The 20,057-nt window shown below is 56.6% G+C and carries 12 protein-coding genes; 4 read left to right on the top strand and 8 right to left on the bottom strand.

Annotated elements, in window-relative coordinates:
- Window positions 1-2 precede the first annotated feature (2 nt).
- The gene (locus tag OSO_RS0114570) at window positions 3-533 is read left to right on the top strand and encodes a GNAT family N-acetyltransferase (protein WP_010584005.1); all 531 of its coding nucleotides are present in this window, start codon (window positions 3-5) and stop codon (window positions 531-533) included.
- A gap of 156 nt (window positions 534-689) precedes the next feature.
- Here the strand turns inward: OSO_RS0114570 and OSO_RS0114565 are convergent, their stop codons facing one another.
- The 4 genes from OSO_RS0114565 to OSO_RS0114550 all read right to left on the bottom strand — a co-directional run bounded on the left by OSO_RS0114565 (window position 690) and on the right by OSO_RS0114550 (window position 8,977).
- Window positions 690-3,044, bottom strand: a complete 2,355-nt coding sequence (locus tag OSO_RS0114565; RefSeq protein WP_010584004.1) for a PPC domain-containing protein — start codon at window positions 3,042-3,044, stop codon at window positions 690-692.
- A 130-nt stretch (window positions 3,045-3,174) separates the two neighbouring features.
- Window positions 3,175-4,515: a DUF1501 domain-containing protein gene (locus OSO_RS0114560; protein ID WP_010584003.1), complete on the bottom strand. Its 1,341-nt coding sequence runs from the start codon at window positions 4,513-4,515 to the stop codon at window positions 3,175-3,177.
- A gap of 144 nt (window positions 4,516-4,659) precedes the next feature.
- Window positions 4,660-7,077 carry a DUF1549 domain-containing protein gene (locus OSO_RS0114555; protein ID WP_010584002.1) on the bottom strand — a complete coding sequence of 806 codons (2,418 nt, stop codon included), beginning with the start codon at window positions 7,075-7,077 and terminating at the stop codon, window positions 4,660-4,662.
- Window positions 7,078-7,462: 385 nt separating this feature from the next.
- Window positions 7,463-8,977 carry an MFS transporter gene (locus tag OSO_RS0114550; protein ID WP_010584001.1) on the bottom strand — a complete coding sequence of 505 codons (1,515 nt, stop codon included), beginning with the start codon at window positions 8,975-8,977 and terminating at the stop codon, window positions 7,463-7,465.
- Between the two features lie 307 nt (window positions 8,978-9,284).
- Between OSO_RS0114550 and OSO_RS0114540 the strand changes: the two genes are divergently transcribed.
- Window positions 9,285-10,124: a sugar phosphate isomerase/epimerase family protein gene (locus tag OSO_RS0114540; RefSeq protein ID WP_040592385.1), complete on the top strand. Its 840-nt coding sequence runs from the start codon at window positions 9,285-9,287 to the stop codon at window positions 10,122-10,124.
- A gap of 115 nt (window positions 10,125-10,239) precedes the next feature.
- On the opposite strand, the gene OSO_RS0114535 is transcribed toward OSO_RS0114540, so the two are convergent.
- Window positions 10,240-10,809: a DJ-1/PfpI family protein gene (locus OSO_RS0114535; RefSeq protein WP_010583999.1), complete on the bottom strand. Its 570-nt coding sequence runs from the start codon at window positions 10,807-10,809 to the stop codon at window positions 10,240-10,242.
- A gap of 321 nt (window positions 10,810-11,130) precedes the next feature.
- Here OSO_RS0114535 and OSO_RS0114530 point away from each other — a divergent pair, with 321 nt between their 5' ends.
- Together OSO_RS0114530 and OSO_RS47990 are read left to right on the top strand one after the other, a co-directional pair.
- Window positions 11,131-11,541 (top strand): BlaI/MecI/CopY family transcriptional regulator, encoded by a 411-nt coding sequence (locus tag OSO_RS0114530; protein WP_202799937.1) that lies wholly within the window; start codon window positions 11,131-11,133, stop codon window positions 11,539-11,541.
- A gap of 214 nt (window positions 11,542-11,755) precedes the next feature.
- Window positions 11,756-15,421: a M56 family metallopeptidase gene (locus tag OSO_RS47990; RefSeq protein ID WP_010583997.1), complete on the top strand. Its 3,666-nt coding sequence runs from the start codon at window positions 11,756-11,758 to the stop codon at window positions 15,419-15,421.
- 163 nt (window positions 15,422-15,584) lie between these two features.
- Here OSO_RS47990 and OSO_RS0114520 read toward each other — a convergent pair whose 3' ends face one another.
- The 3 genes from OSO_RS0114520 to OSO_RS0114510 are packed head-to-tail and all read right to left on the bottom strand — an operon-like array spanning window position 15,585 to window position 20,056.
- Entirely contained in the window at window positions 15,585-17,342 is a 1,758-nt protein-coding gene (locus OSO_RS0114520) for a HEAT repeat domain-containing protein (RefSeq protein ID WP_157605191.1), read from the bottom strand.
- A gap of 40 nt (window positions 17,343-17,382) precedes the next feature.
- Complete coding sequence (locus OSO_RS0114515; RefSeq protein WP_010583995.1) at window positions 17,383-19,041, bottom strand: ABC transporter permease; 1,659 nt, start codon at window positions 19,039-19,041, stop codon at window positions 17,383-17,385.
- Window positions 19,034-20,056 (bottom strand): ABC transporter ATP-binding protein, encoded by a 1,023-nt coding sequence (locus OSO_RS0114510; RefSeq protein WP_010583994.1) that lies wholly within the window; start codon window positions 20,054-20,056, stop codon window positions 19,034-19,036. Before OSO_RS0114510 ends, OSO_RS0114515 begins: the two co-directional genes overlap by 8 nt.
- Window position 20,057 lies beyond the last annotated feature (1 nt).

Genomic DNA, 20,057 nt, shown 5'->3' with positions numbered 1-20,057 from the left:
TCATGTCGAGTTTTTCAGTACGGCGTTTGCAAGCGGTTGATGAGGTGCAAGTTGAGCAGCTTGCCGATCTGCTTGTGGACTGCGTTGAAGGCGGCGCCTCGGTCAGTTTCATGGACCCGTTGTCACGTGATCGGGCAGTGGGATTCTGGCGGCGAGTGGCACACGAGGTGTCCGCTGGCGGCCGTGCGATTCTGGTGGCCGCAGATGCGCGGGGCATCTGCGGTACGGTGCAGCTTGTGCTTGACCTTCCGGAGAACCAACCTCATCGCGCCGATCTCGCGAAGATGCTGGTCCATCATCGCGCACGCCGACAGGGGGTGGGGGCGGCGCTGATGGGGGCTGCGGAAGAGGTGGCGCGAGAATGCGGTAAGACACTGCTGGTGCTCGATACAGTCACTGGAAGTGATGCCGAACGGCTTTATGCGCGACTTGGTTGGATCCGCGTGGGTGAGATTCCTCGTTATGCACTGATGCCTCGTGGAACTTACTGCAGTACGACGTTGTTCTATCGCAACCTCGACGACGCGGTTTGATCGTGGGGAACAAGGGAACTGTTTGCATCACATGCAGTCGAACGGTCGCGCAGCTCAATCTTCCAGCGGATTCTTTGATCCATCGGGGGTGAACCGAATGGAAACCAAGCCGACAATATCGACGAGGCTGGTGCCGCGCCCACGTCGGTCGTGTCACTATTTTCTGATCTCAATCGGCACAGTGGTTTCCGATTTGACGAGCCATTTGCCGCGCTGTCTGGCCGTTGCGCGAATCAGAACGGACGTTTCGCCAACAAGCGCGGCGTCGTTTTCAAAATGAAGTTTCATCGATGCCGATGTTTCGTGCGGCGCGAGAGATATCGGCGTCGTCGCGATGCGACCCGTTTGCGATTCACTGAGAATTGCTTCGATGACAATCGACTCTTGCAGTTCTGCGGCGCGAGAAACGTTCAGCGGAATCACAAGATCGTGACCGAGTTGCACGTGATACTCGCCAAGACTGTGGGCCAATTTCATGAGGGCACCTTCGGGCAACATGCCGAGGCGTAGTTCCATTCGCTGAAGCAGCGTGCGGAGATTCCCCTTCGGGTCGGCGACTTGAGCGGCACCGTTCAGAATCATCCGGCTCGTCTTCGTCGTTTCCATCCATTCTGGTACGAAGATGGGATACTCCACACGATTGATCGAGGGGCCGACGACTAATTCCTCGCTGGCAAGTCCCTGCCGATGTCGCTGTTGTTTGGCGGTCATCTCGAGCGTGATCTCGCCAGTGAAACCCTCAAGTCGCTCAATCAGAAGGGGAAAGAGGTGCGTGCTGCCGCGATGGACCTTGCTGACATCGTCAAGTCCCTCTGGAGTGATCTTGATTCGTGGCTTCATGGTCGTCGCCACAACCAGAGTCTTGATCAATCGTGTGTTTGTTGTGTCCTTGGTACTGGAGGTGGCAGTGACGGTGACAAGGCTGGCGGATGCGGCCGCATCCATGCTACACGCCAACTCGATTGCCAGTTCGTTCTTGTCTTCAGCAATCAACAGCGGCGATGAAACGGTGATGGCTTCGACAAGACCTTGAATCTCGATCGTGATCGGGCCCACGAAACCATGATGACGTGTCGCAGTGACGGGTAGCTTTGTAGACGTGCCGAGCGGGATGCTGAGAAGATCCGGCATGATGATCGAGTAACTCGGCTGCGGACGTTCGATGCTGACGCGATATGCTGCGGCGTCATTGCCACTGCGGCCTGAGCGATCAGAGACGACCAGTTGATAGATTCCATCTTCAGGAACTGTGAACAGCAACTCGGCGTCTGTCGTGCCTGGTAAATCATCCGCGGTGAGAAGTTCTTTTCCGTCAGGAGTGAGCAATCGCAATTCGATGTCGAGTGGAAGACCTGCCGTGCGAGACATGCCACGAATCTGCCAGACATCTCCTTTTCGAAATGAAACGGGATAAGTATCCGAACCATATCGGATGTCCAGTTTGCCGGTCATGGCGGCAGGCAAGTCGGTGAATGGAACGCCCTCGACCAATTCCAAGGACTGGCTCAAGCCGAACGAATACGGCTTGGCGTTACCGAATGGCGTCTCCAGAACATACTCAACCGATTCGGCACTTGGATCTGAGGGAAATGTGATCTCGCGCGTGACAGATTCGAGCTGAGCTTTCCCAGTGGCGATTCCCCATCCCACAAACTGAACGGTTAGCGTCTCGCCTCGTCGACCTGCGGCAGGGTAGGCCGCCGCGACAGCGGGGCCGGGCGTAATCACCAGGCGATAGACATAGGACCGATCTCCCGCAAAATCGAGATCATGCAATGACAGGATGTAGTCACGATCCGCCTCTGCCGCAAATGTCGTGCGGAGATCCAGTCCTTCGGTGGCGGCCGCGTCGACGACGCATCGACCAGCATCATCATGGACGCGAAAAATGCCATGCAGGGCCATTGGATTTGTCGGCGACGTCAGCTGACGTGCCAGCAGTTCAACCGTGATTGGCCCGGCGCTGGGCGGATGAATCCGATACCGATCGACATCTTCGATACGTTGAATTTTTCCGGAGACCGTTACCGGAAGTCGCTCAAGAAATTGAGGCCCGTCAGAGTGCGGAAATTCTTGCACTTCCGGAATCGAACCGACGTGTAAGAGTCCGAGAGGCGACACGCCGTTTGCATTGGCGACTTGCCAGCGAACGAACCCTGATGGGACATCTGGAGCCACCGTCAGGCGAGCGCGGAATTCTCGCGGCAGGGGCCATGCGTAACCCCGTGCCTTGGCACCAAACCAGTAGGGTGGCTCTGAGATGAGCACGGGTGTCGGTGGTCCGATCAGTTCCAGTTTCACGCGCCGGTCATGCGAGAAAATCTGCATGTCGGGCGTCCAATCATATCCCCCGAGCGTGACCTCAGTTGTTGTGCCAGCTTGAACTCCGGCAGGATGGATGTAGCCGATTTCGGGTGCGAGTTGTGCGTCAGCCGCCGTCAGGCCAATGAGGTTCAGGCTGACGACCGCGATACCGCGAACCCAGAACGTCAACGATGTCAACTTGAACAACGGACATTACCTCGTTGGGGGATTGGCATAGAGAGTTGTCATGCAGGCTCTCGCAGGCTGAGAATGTTCAATCGGATGGATCTGACGCGTTAGGATCGTGAATTGACGATCGAACGCACCCATCACTCCGCTATGCAATAAGCCCAGGAATCAGTTTGCCGCCGTTGACCAGTGGGAAGGGGCGACCCAGCGGATCGGGATATTCTTTGCTTGAATCAATTCCCATTAAGGTATGAATCGTGCGGAGCAAATCGGGAATGCTCACTGGATCGTTAGTTGGTGCGGCGGCTTGAGCGTCGGTCGCACCGATAATCTGGCCGGGCTTCACCCCGCCACCTGCAAACAGGACACACTGCGCCATGGACCAGTGATCGCGTCCCGCCTGAGCATTGATGCGCGGAGTTCGTCCCATCTCGCCCATCATGACCACCAATGTCGTGTCGAGCATGCCGCGCTGTTCCAGATCTTTGATCAATGCGGCGAATGCACGATCCGTGGGCGGAATCAAATCTCCAGATAGACTCGGAAAGCAATTGAAATGAACGTCCCAACCGGGAGCGTCGATTCCAACAAAGCGACAACCGGCTTCGACCATGCGTCGACCGAGCAATGCACATTGGCCAATTTGTGTCATCCCATAGGATTCGCGAATCGGTGTTGGTTCCGATTGAATGTCAAACGCCTTGCGTGCCTCGGGCGAACTGATCAGGTTGTAAGCTTTGGAGTAGTACGTTGACATGGCGGCCGCCCGTCCGATGCGTTGGCGTTCCTGCTCGAGCCCTGCCAGCAATTGCTGCCGTAACTCGACGCGCCGATTCGAGAGTCCATTCACTCGTCCAAGATCTTTGACTTCAAAGTCGGGCTGACTGGGATCAGCCTCGATGACAAAAGGTGCGTACTCGGCACCCAAAAAGCCAGGTCCTCCAGCGGACATGGGATGAGGCATGTTGATATACGCGGGAACCCGGCCATTGGAGCCGAGTTCTTTTCCAACGAACGCACCCAACGATGGAAAGACATCGTTCGTGGGAATGGGATTTTCCCCGTCGGGGAATGTGGGCTTCCGTCCCGTCATGACGTAGTAGTAGCCCGTCGAATGTCCGTTATCTGCGTGCGAATGGCTGCGGACGACCGTGAATTTGTCTGAGATCTTCGCGCATTCGCGGCAATGCTCGCTGAAAAAGACGCCCGGAGTTTTCGTCGGGATTGTTTGAAAAGGGCCTCGAATTTCCGATGGGGCCTCAGGTTTCGGATCCCACATGTCTTGTTGGGGCGGGCCACCCTCGAGAAAGATGAAGATACACGAGGTGGCTTTCGCGGGCCGGCTTGTTGGAGAGGCGTCTTGGCCATGCAGCAGTTGTGGCAACGTGAGGCCACCGAATAGGCCGGTCGAGCCAACCCGAAGCATCTGACGCCTTGAAAGCTTGTCGCAGTACGATCCGAGAGCCGGGCCGAACGGGATGTTCAACATGCTGATTTCTTTCTCAGATCTTGTTCACGATGACGCTGCGCGTGAGATCGATTTGACTTCACAACGTTCACAATATTTCCATCGCCGGACCGTGTCACGGTGCCACGCCGTGATGATTGTTCACCACGCTCGATGTTCTGTTTGTCATTGGTTGTACAAAAATTCTTTTGTATTTAGGACTGACCAGAAAATGTCTTCCACCGCAGCACGTCGCGTGATGCCTTCTGTTGCGAAGGCCTGTTTTAAAACGTCGCGTTCTTTCGCAGTCGGGAAACGTGTCAATGTGCCTAGATAAATCTCTTCGACGATCTGTTCGTCGCTGAGTGACGATGTCGCCAATGCACGTGCTGTCCCGCGTCTGTGTGAAATCTTGTCCTGGATTTCGGGCGAATTCAGCAGGTGCAATGCCTGTGAAATACTGGGTTCATTGCTGCGTTCGCACTCGCAGACGCTGGCTCGAACCGGTCGACCAAAAATACGAAAGAAATAGGATGGCATGCGGTTGTCCCAGACCTGAATGGAGCGGAAACCTTCAGGCCATCCATTAAATTTCTCGGGCACGTTTGTCACCTGGCACAGCGCGTCCAACAGGACTTCGGCCGCCATCGCTTTTGGCATCGCATGTGAAAAGTTCTGATTGTCATTCTGATTGGCCTCTGTGACTGCCACGCTTAGCTGATACGTCTGCGACGCGAGCAGTGTTTTGGTGAACGCTTTGATGTCGTACTTCACATCCTTGAGATGTGCGACGAGCGCGTTCATCAGCGGCTCATTTGTTGAGGGATTCGTCGCTCGCATATCGTCGATGGGAGTCACGAGCCCTCGCCCGAAGTAGTGGGACCAGATTCGATTGACAATCGCCTTCGCAAAGTAGGAATTTTCGGGACTCGTCATCCATGCCGCGAACACCCGGCGTCGATCACCAATTCCCGTAAAGTCGGCCCGAGGTGCGCCGAGGGCACGAGCATGAACGGGTTCTCCCGTGCGGGGATGTTTCTGGTCGACCCCCGCTTGGGCAATGATGGCTTCGGTTCCGTTCGGAAGTTTCTTGACCGAGACACCCGTGAAGAAGCCGACAAGACCCGCATAGTCGTCCTGACTCCATCGCTCACTGGGATGATGATGACACTGTGCGCACTCAATTCTCACTCCCAGAAACAACTGGCTGATGGAACGAGCCGTCACTTCTGGTGTCTCGAGCGATTTAAAGAAACCTGCCGGACTTTCTGCCTGGATCGGTCCCTGAGCGAGCAAGATGTCGGTGGCGAACTGATCGAAGGGCTGATTGGCGGCGATCTTCGAACGCAGCCAACGCGTCATTCCCACAGCGCCTTGCGGTGTGATCTTCAGCTTGTCGGTCCGCAGGATGTCGGCCCATTTCATGGTCCAGTAGTCCGCGTACTCGGGACGCGCAAGCAGTTCGTCGATCAGACGACTTCGCTTTTCGGGATCTGGATCCTCCAGGAATCGACGTGCTTCTGCCGCGGTCGGCAGCGTGCCGATCGAGTCGAGCGATACGCGACGCAAGAACACGGAATCGTCAATTGGATCACTGGGAGGAATGCCGAGACGGACAAGCTTGTCTCCCACGTGCTTGTCGATGAAGTTCTTTTCTGCGGGCCGCTTTGATGACGGTATGGATTGGGGCAACGTGATCCGACAAACACTGACTTGATCGAGATAGCGAACGAGAATCGCCGCTTCGCCAGGCACTTCAGTCGCTTCCATCAATCCGGTCGGTGTTGTGGAAATAATCTGTGGTGCGTTGGAAATGTAATCGGCCGCGGCGGTCACGCACTGCCGTCGTCCGGCGGCATCAACCGATGTCACGCGCAGTTGTTGTGTACCTCTCCTCTGCATGACAAGCTCGGCAGGCTCGACTTCGATTCGAACGACGGGTTGATCGGCCGTCGATGAAAATGGGGCGCCCTCTCTGATCCAACGATGCAGCAGTTCATATCGAGAGCGATCTCGATCCAGTTTTAAGCCACCGCCATGTGGGACTTTCGCCGTTCCCTTGACAAGGAGCAGGCTTGAGTCAGGAGTTGCGAAATTGATTCTGCGACCACGCGTTTCTTTGACGATTGCGTCGTAATCAGACTCATTATCGAAGCCGAACAGGCTTAGCTTGAAGCCGTTCTGCCCTTCTGCTTTGCCGTGACAGCCGCCCGAATTGCAGCGATTTTTCGTCAGAATTGGTTGAACGTCAAATTGAAAAGAGACAGGCATGGGCGTCACGAGCCCGGTGATTGTCAGTGGGATCGTGACCTTCTGATCTCCCTGGCGAACGACAAGCTCAGTGAAACCTTCCGATGACGGATAGACCAAACCATTTTGATCCACGCGCGCGAGCTTGGGATTGGAGACGGAGTAGTTCGCCTCGCGCGTGCGGTCAATCTGTCCGTTTTCAGAGAATTCCGTGATCAGCATCTGCTGAGATGATTCTGGCCGATCAAGGGTGATCGACGTCGGAGTTACGCGGACTTGCGCTTGAGCCAACGTGGAACAGACCGAGTGAACACAAATCGTGAAAAGGATGGCTCTGAGGTGGCAATTGATCATCGAAACCGTTGCCTTAGCCGTCCCGACCGAGCGAGATCAGGAGGGAGTGAGGGGCTCAAATATATCAACGTTAGCTTATGCTGTTGCCAAGGGTTGTTCAACTTCGATTTGCAAACAACTCAGGTATCAGTACGACCTGAAGAATCCAGACTCGGCGACCTCTTTTTGCAATGCAATATCGCAGCCTGGGAATGAGACGCGTATTGAACATCGGGGACTGGCAGCCTGTTGACGTAACGGAGACTGGCTTCGGCCAGATTAAGTAACGCCACGACATTGTGAACGCCGTCCCGCTTACTTCAACTGGCTGATCACTCTGGCAAGATCAAAAAACGCCATGGCTTGGGGAAAGCCACGACACCTGTTCCGCAATTTCAACCGAGCGTCAGTCTTCCAGTCGATTCTTCGACGTGTCAGGGGCGAACCAGATGACGACCAGGCCGATGGCGTAGACCAGGCTGGTCACGCGGCCGATTTCGGCATAGTCCCCTTTGAAATAGCTCATCAGGGCACCGGTGGCGAAGACCGTGACGGCTGTCAGGATTCGTCCGAAATTGAAGCTTACTCCGGCACCCGCCGAACGGGCTCGCGTTGGGAAGAGCTCGGGCAAGCAAAAGGGCAGCCAGCCGAAGTAGATGCCATTGACGAGTCCCAGCGCACTGACCCACCACAAGAACGACGCGTCCGTCGGGACAACGAATCGAAAGATGTACTGAGCGAGGCACAGCGCACCCAGGCTGGTCAGGAAATAGGTGAGTCGTCGGCCGACAAGACTGGCGATCCAGCCGCCCAGCAAGCAACCCACGATTCCTGTAAACGCCCGGGCGCGATTGACGTCGGCTTTGAGGGACGGATTCGTATCGCCGACTCGATCTGCCCACTGAACCATCCAGTCCGAACTGCCCCATCCACCGATGATCGGAATCGTTGCCAGGGAAATTCCGATGATCGTGATCCACAGGTAGGGGGGCCGAAAGATTTCTCGTGTCCCTACCGCGTTTTTTCCTGCTGCGCCTTTGGCCGTCGAATCAACAGCGGCACGACGCGCCAGCCAGAGTGGTGATTCGGGCACCGCGATCAGCGAAAAGAGCCCCAGTACGGCCGGAACCGCTGCGAAGATCATGACCCAGTGCCAGTCGGTGGGGACGGGCGCCACTTTTGTGAATGACAGGCCGCCTTGGAAATTGGTCAGGGACAGAAACATCTTCGAAACCGAGGCCCCTGCCCCGCTCGGTACAGGAGGATAGTAGATCATCAGTGACGACATGGCGTAGATGCCGATGTTCGCCGCAGAACCGATGATGCCGGCCGATGCGGTGCGTGAGAGGCTGGACCAGGCTTCGGCGACGAGCGCGACTCCGTTGGGCCACATGCCACCGACGCCCATACACGCCAGAAACCAGCAAACCAGCAGGTCGACCGGGCGCGCCGAAAAATAGCCGGCACCGGCCATGATCGAATAGGTCAGAATCGCCAGGCCCATCCCTTTGGTTCGTCCGAATCGATCCCCGATTGCGCCGAAACAGAGACCGCCCAAGGCGGCACCAAACAGAAATGCACACTTGAGCCAGGCCACCCATTCTCCGACGAGAATGTTTCCGCGTTGAAGTTCCAGCGTGTCGGTCTCGGTGAGTGGAACGCTGGAGGCTGAGGGGCTTCCTGGTTTCTGTTTGGAACGCGTGCTGAGTTCAAAGTAGCGGGCCTGATCGAGTTGGCCTGTCCGGGCCAACAGGTCAATTGCCGCCGGCTGCAGGGCGACCGACGTGATCGACAAGAGAAATCCGGCACACATCCAACCCAGAAATGCGGTGATCAACATCAGGATTCGGCCGGAATTGGTGAGGCGATTCTCTGTACGCAAAGGACCTTCCAACGGCGGCGAGTTGGTTGAAGCAGTCATAGGACATTCAGTTGGTTGAGGGAGCGGCGAGAAACCGGATTCGCATCATACACGCCGTTGCGGAAGTTCCCAGCGCAGATCGGAATTCGCCCAGAGATCTCTTTGGCGCATAACAACGCAGCGTTTTCAGGTCGAATCATCTCATTGGATGATGCGCCTTCCGATCGAATCGCAAGTCCATCGAATCGCCGGTAAACTGACAAGGATCGTTGTCTCTTTCACTGCGAACCGTTCGCGCGGCCACCTTCGTTCGACAGCGCGCTCGCGAATCGGGAACTTTGCTCACGTTCATTCGGATCTGACACTCATGAAACTCTCGTTGTCTGTTCGTATCGTGGAAGCTCCGTGCAAGACAAAGCTCTTTGTCCCATTTGAAGAGCTTGTTCGTATCGCGAAAGAGACTGGCTATCAGGCGGTCTGTCTTCGCGCCAGTGCCGGTGGAGTCGACACCCCCAGGTCTCGACTGATAGAGATGCGGCGTTGTGTGGAAGACGCGGGCTTGTTTGTTTCGATGGTGACGGCCGATTTCAACGTGCCGCTCAACAATGATCATGGACCAGACAGCCTACGAAACATTGAGCCCAGCCTGGACGTTGCCGAGGCTGTCGGATGTACGCTGGTTCGAGTCTGCTTGAAAGATCGAAAGGATATTCCGTTTGCCCGGCAGGCAGCGGTGCAAGCGGCACGACGCGGCATGCGGCTGGCGCATCAGTGCCATACCACGTCGCTATTCGAAGAGGTCGAGCCGATGTTGAAGGTGATTGCGGAAATCGATCAGCCGAACTTCGGACTGATCTATGAGCCCGCGAATCTGTTGTTAAACGGACAGTCGTACGGGCTCGAGACGCTGCGGGCACTTCGTCCGTATCTGGTAAATGTCTATGTGCAGAATCATCGGCTGAACGTGGCGGGCACCGACGAGTTGCCGACGTTTTGTCGCGGGAATGTCCGGTTTGATCATCTCGATCCGTGGACGCCAGGCGGAGTGGATTTCGAAGCGGTTGCGTCTGCCTTGAAGCAAATCGGCTACGACGGCACGTTCACGATCCATCAGGCACAAGGGACGCAGTCCGCCGATGCCGCCCGTGCATTCGCGCGTGGTTGTGCGGACTATTTCGGGCCGCTCATCCGTCATGAATCGACGTAAAAGTGCGTCGCGAATTGAAGACCCTGTGTGCCACTCGCTGTGCAAGTGGCACACATTTCAAACAAGGCCAGAAGTACTCAGCTGGTGCTCGTATCATTCTGTCATGAGCGTCGGGTCAGCCGACCGATCGCAGCAGCTTGCAGAACTCGCCCATGAATGGACCATTCTGAGGCCAGCCTCGGCAACTGACCAGGTTTCCATCAACGACCACATCTTCATCGACATAGGTGCCGCCGAACTGCGTGATGTCGAGAGCGCACTTCGGCACGGTGGTGCCTTTTCGGCCATGCAGACAACCCGCGGCCGCGGGAATCTCGACGCCGTGGCACAGCATTGCGATCGGTTTGCCGGCTTCGAAGAAATGACGCGTGATGGCCAGCAGGTGTTCGTCGTAACGCAGATATTCAGGAGCGCGACCGCCAGAGAACAAGACCGCGAAGTACTCCTCGGGCCGAACATCGCGGAACGCAATCGTGGCCCGGACGTGATAGGCCGGTTGCTCGCGTGTGATGTCCCACGGGATGTTCGCATCAGGTGGAATTTCGTGCATCACGCCGTGATACAGTCGCGCTTCCGGGCCGGTGACGACGACTTCGTAACCGTCTTCTTGAAGACGGAAGATGGGATACAGGGTGTCCATGACCTCGGTGGCATCACCGATCGGCATCAAAATCTTACGCGCCATGTTGTGAGTCTCTTCCATTAAGTGAAGTGAGGATGGAGCCGAAAGATGGTTCCATCCTCGCACATACTGTGTGACTGGCTAGTGGTACCACGATCCTGGACCGACAAATTCATGAGATACGCCCGCGAGCGAGTTGGTCGCGCTTTTCATGATTTCATCTGCCTGTCAGTTCAGGTTCGAAGACGACTTGGAAACATCCAGGAAAATACTCGATCCCGCCCGGTTTTTCATCGCGCGTCGAAGAGAATCAGATTCTCTGCTTGACTTCTACTGTATTTGCAGTACATACTGTATTTGCAGTACGTCCAATACAGGAGCGGCATGATGGCAAAGAAAAAGGCGGCTTACACTGAACCTGCGGAGTTTGAGCTACAGATTCTGGGGGCACTTTGGGAACACGGCCCTGCCACCGTTCGCCAGGTCATGGAGCGCTTGTCTGACGGCAAGGAACGTGCCTACACGTCGGTCTTGTCTGTCATGCAAGTGATGCACAAGAAAGGTCTGCTCTGCGTTGCGGACGAGCGAGACGGGCTGGCGCATATCTTTAAGCCCCTGGTGAGTCGTGAGAAGATCGTGGTTCCGCTGTTGTCCAGGTTGGTGACCAAAGTATTCGGTGGGAGTCGGCGCGCCGCTCTGCAGCATCTTCTGCACGACGATGCCGTTGATCGTGCCGAGATTGATGAACTTCGCCGACTAATTGACGACCTGGAAGCTCGTAACAAGAAATCCTGACCTCGCAATCGCTGGATAGCAGCCTGTTGAAGTAACGGGGCCTGCCTCCGGCAGATTAAATAACGCCATGACATCGTGAATGCCAAGGTGCCTGTCCCGCTGACTTCAACAGATTGATCGAGTCACGCAGATCCACGTTTGAATCGTTTCCAACATCCGCCCTGAGATGGCGGTTTTGGCCGAATCTATCGAGAGCGACTCCCAGGAACTGATCATGTCACAGATCTTGAGCGATGCTGCGATGGCAGCAAGTGAGACGTGTGTTTGGGTGCTCGCACATAGCCTATGGCAGGCGGGACTGATTGGCATGGGCGTTCAAGTCGCGTTGGGCACCCTTCCTGCTCGCCACGCCGAATTGCGATATCGAATTGCGTGCGGTGGCTTGATCACGGTCGTGCTGGCTGTTTTTGTGACATGGTCGATATTGAGGCTTCATGTCAGCGCCCCCGCATCCAGCGCCGCCATTTCGACCGCGCTGATCACTTCAGGCGATCCGCGTTCCGCCGTGGCAGGACGCGTACAGGCCGACATGTCAAACGACCCTCGGTGGGAAGTTCCGCCCCATGGGGTCGCCAATGTTTCGTCGATGCGAATCGATCGACGTGTTACCGTGTGGCTGACAGGAGCTTGGTTTGTCATTGCGTCGATCATGCTGTTCCGCGGACTCACGGGATATGCGATGGTTCGGACATGGTCTTTGCCTGCATCGCACGCAACGCGCTTCGGCCTGGCACCGCTCGAATCGATTGCGAAGGAATTTGCGGAACGGCTTGGCCTGCGAAACAAGATTCGCTTGATGGTCTGCGAAAATGTCTCGGTTCCAGCGGTAATTGGCATCATCTGGCCCACAATCCTCGTACCGCCTGCCATGATGTTCGGTGTTCCACTTGAACAGTGGCGTATCATCATTGCGCATGAGTTGGCTCACGTTCATCGATGGGACGCACTGGCAAGCCTGACCCAAATGGTGATTGAGTCACTGCTCTTCTTTAACCCTGCTACCTGGTGGATCAGCCGTCAGATTCGGATCGAGCGCGAGGCCTGCTGTGATGCATTGGCGGTGCAACTGTGCGGACGCCCGTTAACGGTTGCCCGGGTGCTCGTCGATGTCGCTTCGGCTGTACAGGTGGTGCGACCGCCTACGACTGACATCGCAGCCGGAGCAATGCTTGGATTCGCTGATCCTGCTCCGGGAAACAGCGAGTTAACTGATCGGGTGCAACGTTTGGTCGCGCCGGAAAGGGCGCCGCGAGTGAAAGTGTCCTGGGGAAGTTTGTTTGGACTCGTGCTGATGATCGTATTATTTGCAGTGGTCCTTCAGCGAGGAACTGACCTTGCAGTGACGGCAGCGGCTCGATTGATCACGCCGAAAGAACGGGTCGACACGCTGGCTCATTTGGAACTTGAGGCCCGAGGAATCCTGGTTCCACCGGCGGATGATTCCGAGCTGATCGGCGGTGAACGAACGTCAACAAATGATCGCTTAAGTGCGAACGGACAAGAACAGCGCGTTCCCGTCGAGATCCGAGTTCGATTCGACGACGGAAGGTTGGTTGGACCGCAACTACGCCTTAACAGCTTGTCTCACAATGGAAATTGGACCAGTACGCGAGCATTGGATACGTCGGGTGAATCTCTGTCTGAGTTTCGGAAGACTTTCGAGTTTGCGCCGTCACGGTTGCGGATTGTCGCTTCGCATGAGGGGTGGGCTCCTGTTGTCTCGCCGATTGTGTCCGTCATTCCAAGAGGTCATGACAACGTCATTGAACTGGTCCTGACAAAAGGGCGCTCTGTTCAGGTCGTTGTCAGAAATCAAGATGGCGAGCGGATTTCAGGGGCATTCAGTCGAATCCAATTGAATGTGAAGAATGGAGCATCGACGTCCAGCGCCGGAGTCGTTCCAATCGAGTCTCAGGCGGATGCTCAGGGACGACTGCAGTTCGAGCACATTGGTCTGGGAGACTACGGTCTCCAAGTGAAGGCTCCCGGTTATCAGCGGTTTGAACTTGAACATTCGTTCGTCCACGATTCGCTGCAATCTGCGGCAGAAGCCCCGTTTGTCGTCACGATGAAACGGGCACATCCCACTGTGGTAAGGGTTTTGGGCACGGACACGAACCAGCCTGTTGCCGGTGCTCGGTTTGTCCTTGTGTCTTGGAGCAGCAACAACCGCTCTGTGTCAAATCAGGTCCCCAGCGATGGCGTTCGGCCTGATCGTTGGGTCGATTTCGGCGAGACTGAAGGCAATGGGGTTGTTCATCTGAATGAGCTGTGTGACGACACCCTCTACCATTTCGTCATCTTGCGCGAGGGGTATGGTCCAGCGACAATCGAACTGCGAGCGGGCGAAAAGGACCATGTGATCCATCTCAACCTGCCGTTACGAATGACGGGGCATGTGACGGGACAGCTTGAGCGGCTACGCCAGATTCAACGAAATGGTCGCCAGGTCCAGGTTTTTGGCCTACAACGGCAGGTGGGGCAGTCCAACCAAAGCGTGGATGTGGAAGTCGACGACGCAGGCTTCTATTCGATCGAAAATGTCGTCCAGGACGAGCAACTCACATTTGCGATTCCTGATCAAACTCGGAAGATCGTGGCTCGCGAATCGATGCAGGTTCAAGACTTTCACATCAAACCGGCAGCCGTCGAGCCTTTACTGGCGATGCGAGACGTTGTCATTCGACTGACGGGAACCGCGCCCGATGCACCCGCACGAGGATCCCTGTATGCGATGTGGCAGCATTCCAATTTGCCGGACGCGAATCGTGATATCGGTCCATTCATTCTGAAGGGGAACGAAATTCGATTGAGTGTGGCGGTGGGAGCGAGGCTACGATTCTGGGCCGCCGATTTGGTGGGATATCGAATTGCCGAGCAGCGTGATCTGGAAATTGTTCCTGGCGACGATCCGCAAGTCTTTCTCGCGCCGACGAGTCCTGATGGAGGAATCTTCGCTTCAATTATGCGGCATGATGGGACACCGGCGGACAGCGCGATCATGACGACATTTGCTCTCCAGCTTCCACCACACGACGAAGCAAATGCCATTATTCATCCGAGTGGTGCATCCAGCGGGCCGCAGTTCCTGAGTCGTGTGCCACTGGGGGGGCGATATCGTGTCTGTGCTCGTGAGGTTCGCGACGGATCGTGCGTCTGGGCGATCAGTGACGAAGTTGCGATCGATGAAACGACACCGATTCGACGAGTGGTCATCGCGCTGCCCAACGGACGTGATTGGCGAATGCGAGTTCTTGATCCCAACGGGACACCCGTGATCGGCCAACCGGTTCAGTTAAAAGTCAGTTTCGAACTGAATACAAAATCGAACAGTTCGAGTACCGCATTCACGCTTGAGACTGTCACGGCAGAGGACGGTTACGCGACCTTTCGCGGCCTTTCGCTTGATCAACGAATGACACCCCTGGCAGTTCGGCTGACCGTGATTGCTTCGCCAGCGAAATTCGCGGGGGCAATGAGTTTCAATGTCGATCTGGATCGTCCGGTCGAGATGCAATTGAAGCCAGGAGTCAGTGCCAGTGGAGTTCTGATCGAATCGGATACGGGGAAGCCGATATCCGGTGCGGAAATTCAGATAGCCCCGGTGGAAATGTCTCAGGCAGAATATAAGCGGGCAATCACAACGAGAACCGACCACCTTGGACAATTCCACTTTGATCAACTCGAACGAATCCGATATCGAGGACAAGTCAAAGATGCGGCTGCCAAGGGGGCCGTGATCGAAGTTCAGCCTGGAGGTGGTCATCGGGTTCGCCACCCAAATGGAGTCACCCAATTGGAACTGATGGGCGGCAAACGAGAGCCCGTGCGTTGGGAAGTCGTTCTTTATCCAGATAGCACATTGCGACCGGTGAAGTGAATTGCTGGATCAGAAGCGGTGCGGCTGAACGGCCGCCGTTGTTAGGCAATCCACCTTGTCGCACCGAGACAGAATTTGTGGGGAATTGCGAGTGGAGTCGCCAGCCTCGTTGGTTTGTGCATTCGCAATACTCCAAGCTTGAATGAGGTCGCCTCAAGCCCTGCTAATTCGCCGTCGATGGGGTCAGCGGTTCAAGGAACCAAACACCATCCGGGTATGTCCGTGGCACCGCTGGTGGAAGCTGTTCTCCGGTCAGTTCATGAAAGCCCCAGCGTGCCGCCAAGTCGAGTGGCAAAGCGGGACTGTGCAGGCCGAGTGACGACTTGAGATCTGAGGCATATTTTGTGGCTCTCATGCGGACCAGCGCAACGACAGCCATTTGCTTGACGAGGGGACTTTCGGGTGGCTTGAGGCCAGAGTCCTGGACGCGATCAATCAAGGCATCGGCGAGCGATTCATCCAGATTTCCTTCGTGCAGTTGTCCCAGGGCCCAGATCGCGGCACCGCGTGACACGTCCTTTGAACGCGTGGAGTCTCGGGGGACGTATTGCAGCATCAACGGCTCGGCGTCCTTGGCCTGCATTTTTCCACAGGCCTCGAATAAATGAGCGACCTGTTCATCGAGACCGGGAACTGAACGTGTCTGCCGCTCGTCTGTGAGCGCTCGGATTTTTTCGACGATCACCGGAATTGTCCGTGGTTCGGCCAGCTTGCGAAGGCCCCACGCTGCGTGGATCCTGACGTCACTGCGAGGGGACTCCATGAGTACCACGAATCGGTCTGCCGCTGGCTTGTGATCGAGCATCCCCAGGACCAATATCGCCTGCAGTTGTCCCTGCCAGCGATCTCCTGCCAGGACCTGTACGGCCTCGGCACGAATCACTTCGCCAAGCTGAGGATCCTCTGCAAGGCGGTAGACACTTTCCGCGACACGTTGGCGCAAGGGAGGATGATCGTCGTCGATTAAGCGAGTGAGCCGATTGACGCGTTCGGGCGTTGGGCGATGGAGATAGGCGTTCGCACCTTCTTGCCGGACGAGTGGATCGGCATTCTGCATGGCCTGTTCGGCGAGGGGCAGAACGAGGTCAGGATCGATTTCGTTGAGTCGTTTCAATGCGGCGACCGCCAGTGACGGTTCGGGGTCGCGTGCCAGTTCGAAAAGCAACTGGCGTGATTGTTCCGAGGAATGTCGCGTCAACAATTGGACGGCGCACAGCCGGTTGATCAAGGGGTTGACGCGCCGATCTTGCGCCAATGCGTCGGCATCTGCTTCGAGTCCCGATTCCGAAATTTCGCCTGCGGCATGCGCGGCCTCGAGCCGAACGTGTGCTGGACGTAGCGGGTCCATCGCGATTTTTGAGACAAGCGGAAGGACGTTCGCCTCGCGGGTTCGCCCCAAGCCGCGCAGGGCAAGGATGAAATCTCGAGGAAAGGTCTGGGGCGATTGAATCCGCTTGGTCCAAACAGCACGTGCCGGAGTGAAATCCCATTCCGCGAGCGCGGGCTCGGTCAGTTGTCGCAGATCGGAACCATGTTGGATGCCCGCTTCGAGCAGAATGGCAGCGGAATCGCGTGATTGCAGGACAATCAATGCGCGTGCCGCCGCGTAACGTGCGGTCGAATGCGATTGCGGGGCGGTCAGGATCTTTTCGAGTGCGGGAACCAATTGATTCAGATCGGGAATGCCGTGCTCATGAGCGCGCGCCACCGTTTCGGCAGCCATTCGCTGATAGTCGGCTTCGGGCCGTTGCAGGGCCTGCAGCCAGACGCCTTTGAAGTCCCGTCGAAAATCCTTCGTAAAAGGAAGTGCGTGGAATTCCGGATCTGTTTCCATCTGGAAATCAGGTGACAGCTCTGCCTGCACGGGCGCGACCAGCGTGAAGAGCAGAATCAGGCTGCAGATCGATGTTGAATGCGACATGGGATTGGTCTTCGAAGTCATCGGACGGACGCGTTCCGAATTACTGCGGCCGTGAAATGCGATACGACTGCCCCAGCAAGACGCACAACGACACCAGTGAGAAAATTCCCATGAACCACCAATTGACCGGGATCAGCGTATAGTTTTGAAATCCGGGCATCCGAATCACTGAGAGTGCCGCCGCGATGGGATTGATGCTGAGTGCCGCTTCCACCGTGCTGTGTCCGAAAGGGGCGTCCCGTCCCATCCAAATCAGCAGGGGCAGGCAGCAGATCGAAAGCAACGCGCCATAGGCGGCGGCCGTGGCGGCCGCCGTGCGAAGGAACAGGCTTCCAACGGCCGCGCTTAAGAGCATCGCGAACACGGCGGTTGCGACGAGGCAGATCACGACACGTTGCACCTGCAGCGACATTCCAGGCTCGATGTAGACCATCACCACGTAGCCGGGCAGCGTGGCGCAAAGGATCAGCATGAGTGGCAAAATCACGCTCAGCAGCTTACCCCAGACGATGCGAAAGACCGACATTGGCGTCGTGCGCAGCAGCTGCCAGCCGCGGCTTTCTCGCTCGCTGCTGATTAACCCGGCGGCAAGGCTGGGGGTAATCAAGATCACTAGCGCGACCTGCATCACAACCATGATGCCGCCGATTGTCTCGACACCCCAGTCGAGTGTTCCGGCGGTGGCGGCATAGGTCAGACCCAGCGACAGCATGGCACAAACCGAGACCAGGCGAATCAACCAGTGCAGACGACCGAAGCGCCGGCACCGGAATTCCTTGACCATCATGGGGTTCACCCAGGACGAGATTCCGCTCGATCGTCGCTGTGGATCAATCAGGAAGAAGACCCGGCGGACCGCTTGAACCGACGCCGTCTGGTCGTCACTGATTGTGCCGGCCGATCGGTTCCGATCGAAAATGGTATGGTTCAACCGCGAGATCGTCCAAATCGACGCGATCACTGTCACCGTCAGCGACGAAATCAGGAATCGTCCCAGCAGATCGACCTTGGTGGTTAGCCCTTGGTTGCCGGCATCACCCGCCCCCGTCAGAGACATCAGTGCCGAGAGCGGCGACAGGCATCGCAAGAGTTCACCGATATCGGCGGACAGGCCCGTCGTTCCCTGGAAGAAATAGTGCGGGCCGAGCGTCAGGACGCTCAGAGCCAGGACTGTTCCATAGGTGGTCCGCACCGCACCGTCGATGGTGGTCGCAAAACTGCTGATCAGCAGCGCCAGTGCGGAATACTCGAGCGCTACGAGTCCGAGCAGCAAATAGATTCGAAAAAGATCCTTGTACAGCGACAGTCCGCCCATGGCGTAACAGGCACTCGCCGCAGGCAGGCTCATGGCGAGAATCATTCCGGCAATCATCAGGACCGACGCCAGCTTGCCGAAGTAGATTCGAAACGGTCCAAGTGGCGTGTTGAGTAGCAGCGCCAGTGTTCCCTGCTTCCGTTCTTTCACCAGGCTGGTCGAAGGAAATACGGGAAGCAGGAACAGCATCGTGGCCATCAAGCCGGCGCTGAACAGCAGGAAGACCTGCTGCGAGCGTGTCCCCGTCATGGCGACACGTGCGTCCGTTGGCCAGCGTAATGCGACCAGCAATCCAAACAGGATCACCAGCCCGCTTTGCAGAACCATCATCCGCTTGCGTCTCAATAGCGACGTCAGTTCCCGTTGTACGATCGATTTAAACATGGGTCGCTCCTGTCGGAGCCGCAGGCTTGGCCGCAGCTTCCTGCGGACGAGCGAAGGACATGAAGGCTTCTTCGAGGTCGGTCTGGACTTCACGGAACTGTGTCACGTGGATGCCGCCTTGGATCAGCCGGGTCAGCAGGTTGCCGAGCTCTTCTTCAGGACGGGCCGTGCGGAAACGAACTGCTGCTTCAGCCGGGACCTCGGTGACTTCCGCATTGGGCTCGATCGATTGACGGATGATCGCCGCCGCGGCCGCGACCTGTTCGGCGGAAATCAGATTCAATTCCATCGTGCGCTGCTGGCTGACCTGACGTCCAATTTCTTCCACGGTCCCGAATGCGCGCAGCTTCCCGTGTGTCACGATCGCCACGCGTGTACAGATCCGTGCCAGTTCCGGCAGAATGTGGCTGGTCACCATCAATGTCTTGCCGCGCTGCGCGAGCTGGATCAACAGATCGCGCATCTCGATGCGGGCCTGAGGATCAAGGCCATTGACCGGTTCATCCAGAATCAGAAACTTGGGATCATGAATCAGCGTGCGTGCCAGACCGACACGCTGCTGCATCCCATGGCTCAGGCTTTCGACGAATCGGTCTTTCATGTAGGCCGTGTTGGTGATTTCCATGACTTCATCGATTCGCTTGGCGCGCACCTTCGGTGGAATTCCAAACGTGGCACCAAAGAAGTCCAGATACTCACGAACGCGCATATTGTCGTACGATCCGAACGTATCGGGCATATACCCGACCAGCCGTTTGATCTTCTGCGAGTCTTTGACGCAGTCGACGCCTTCGATCATGGCGACGCCCGAGGTGGGCCGGATCAAGCCGACCAGAACCTTGATCGTCGTGGTTTTCCCCGCGCCATTTGGACCGATAAGGCCCAGGATTTCGCCGGTGCCCAAAGTCAAATTCAGGTCATTCAATGCGGTGAATGATCCGTATTGTTTCGTGAGATGTTCGATGACGAGCGCGGGGCGGTTTCCGGTCGCTGTCGAAGATTTGTTCAAAGCCATC

The sequence above is a fragment of the Schlesneria paludicola DSM 18645 genome, assembly GCF_000255655.1.
Lineage (GTDB): Bacteria > Planctomycetota > Planctomycetia > Planctomycetales > Planctomycetaceae > Schlesneria > Schlesneria paludicola.
This window is presented reverse-complemented; position numbering and strand designations above follow the sequence as displayed.

Coding starts and splice junctions, on each gene's coding strand:
- OSO_RS0114520 (WP_157605191.1), bottom strand. CDS start 17,342: ATGTCGCATTCAACATCGATCTGCAGCCTGATTCTGCTCTTCACGCTG.
- OSO_RS0114555 (WP_010584002.1), bottom strand. CDS start 7,077: ATGATCAATTGCCACCTCAGAGCCATCCTTTTCACGATTTGTGTTCAC.
- OSO_RS0114540 (WP_040592385.1), top strand. CDS start 9,285: ATGAAACTCTCGTTGTCTGTTCGTATCGTGGAAGCTCCGTGCAAGACA.
- OSO_RS0114510 (WP_010583994.1), bottom strand. CDS start 20,056: ATGGCTTTGAACAAATCTTCGACAGCGACCGGAAACCGCCCCGCGCTC.
- OSO_RS0114530 (WP_202799937.1), top strand. CDS start 11,131: ATGATGGCAAAGAAAAAGGCGGCTTACACTGAACCTGCGGAGTTTGAG.
- OSO_RS0114515 (WP_010583995.1), bottom strand. CDS start 19,041: ATGTTTAAATCGATCGTACAACGGGAACTGACGTCGCTATTGAGACGC.
- OSO_RS47990 (WP_010583997.1), top strand. CDS start 11,756: ATGTCACAGATCTTGAGCGATGCTGCGATGGCAGCAAGTGAGACGTGT.
- OSO_RS0114535 (WP_010583999.1), bottom strand. CDS start 10,809: ATGGCGCGTAAGATTTTGATGCCGATCGGTGATGCCACCGAGGTCATG.
- OSO_RS0114550 (WP_010584001.1), bottom strand. CDS start 8,977: ATGACTGCTTCAACCAACTCGCCGCCGTTGGAAGGTCCTTTGCGTACA.
- OSO_RS0114570 (WP_010584005.1), top strand. CDS start 3: ATGTCGAGTTTTTCAGTACGGCGTTTGCAAGCGGTTGATGAGGTGCAA.
- OSO_RS0114560 (WP_010584003.1), bottom strand. CDS start 4,515: ATGTTGAACATCCCGTTCGGCCCGGCTCTCGGATCGTACTGCGACAAG.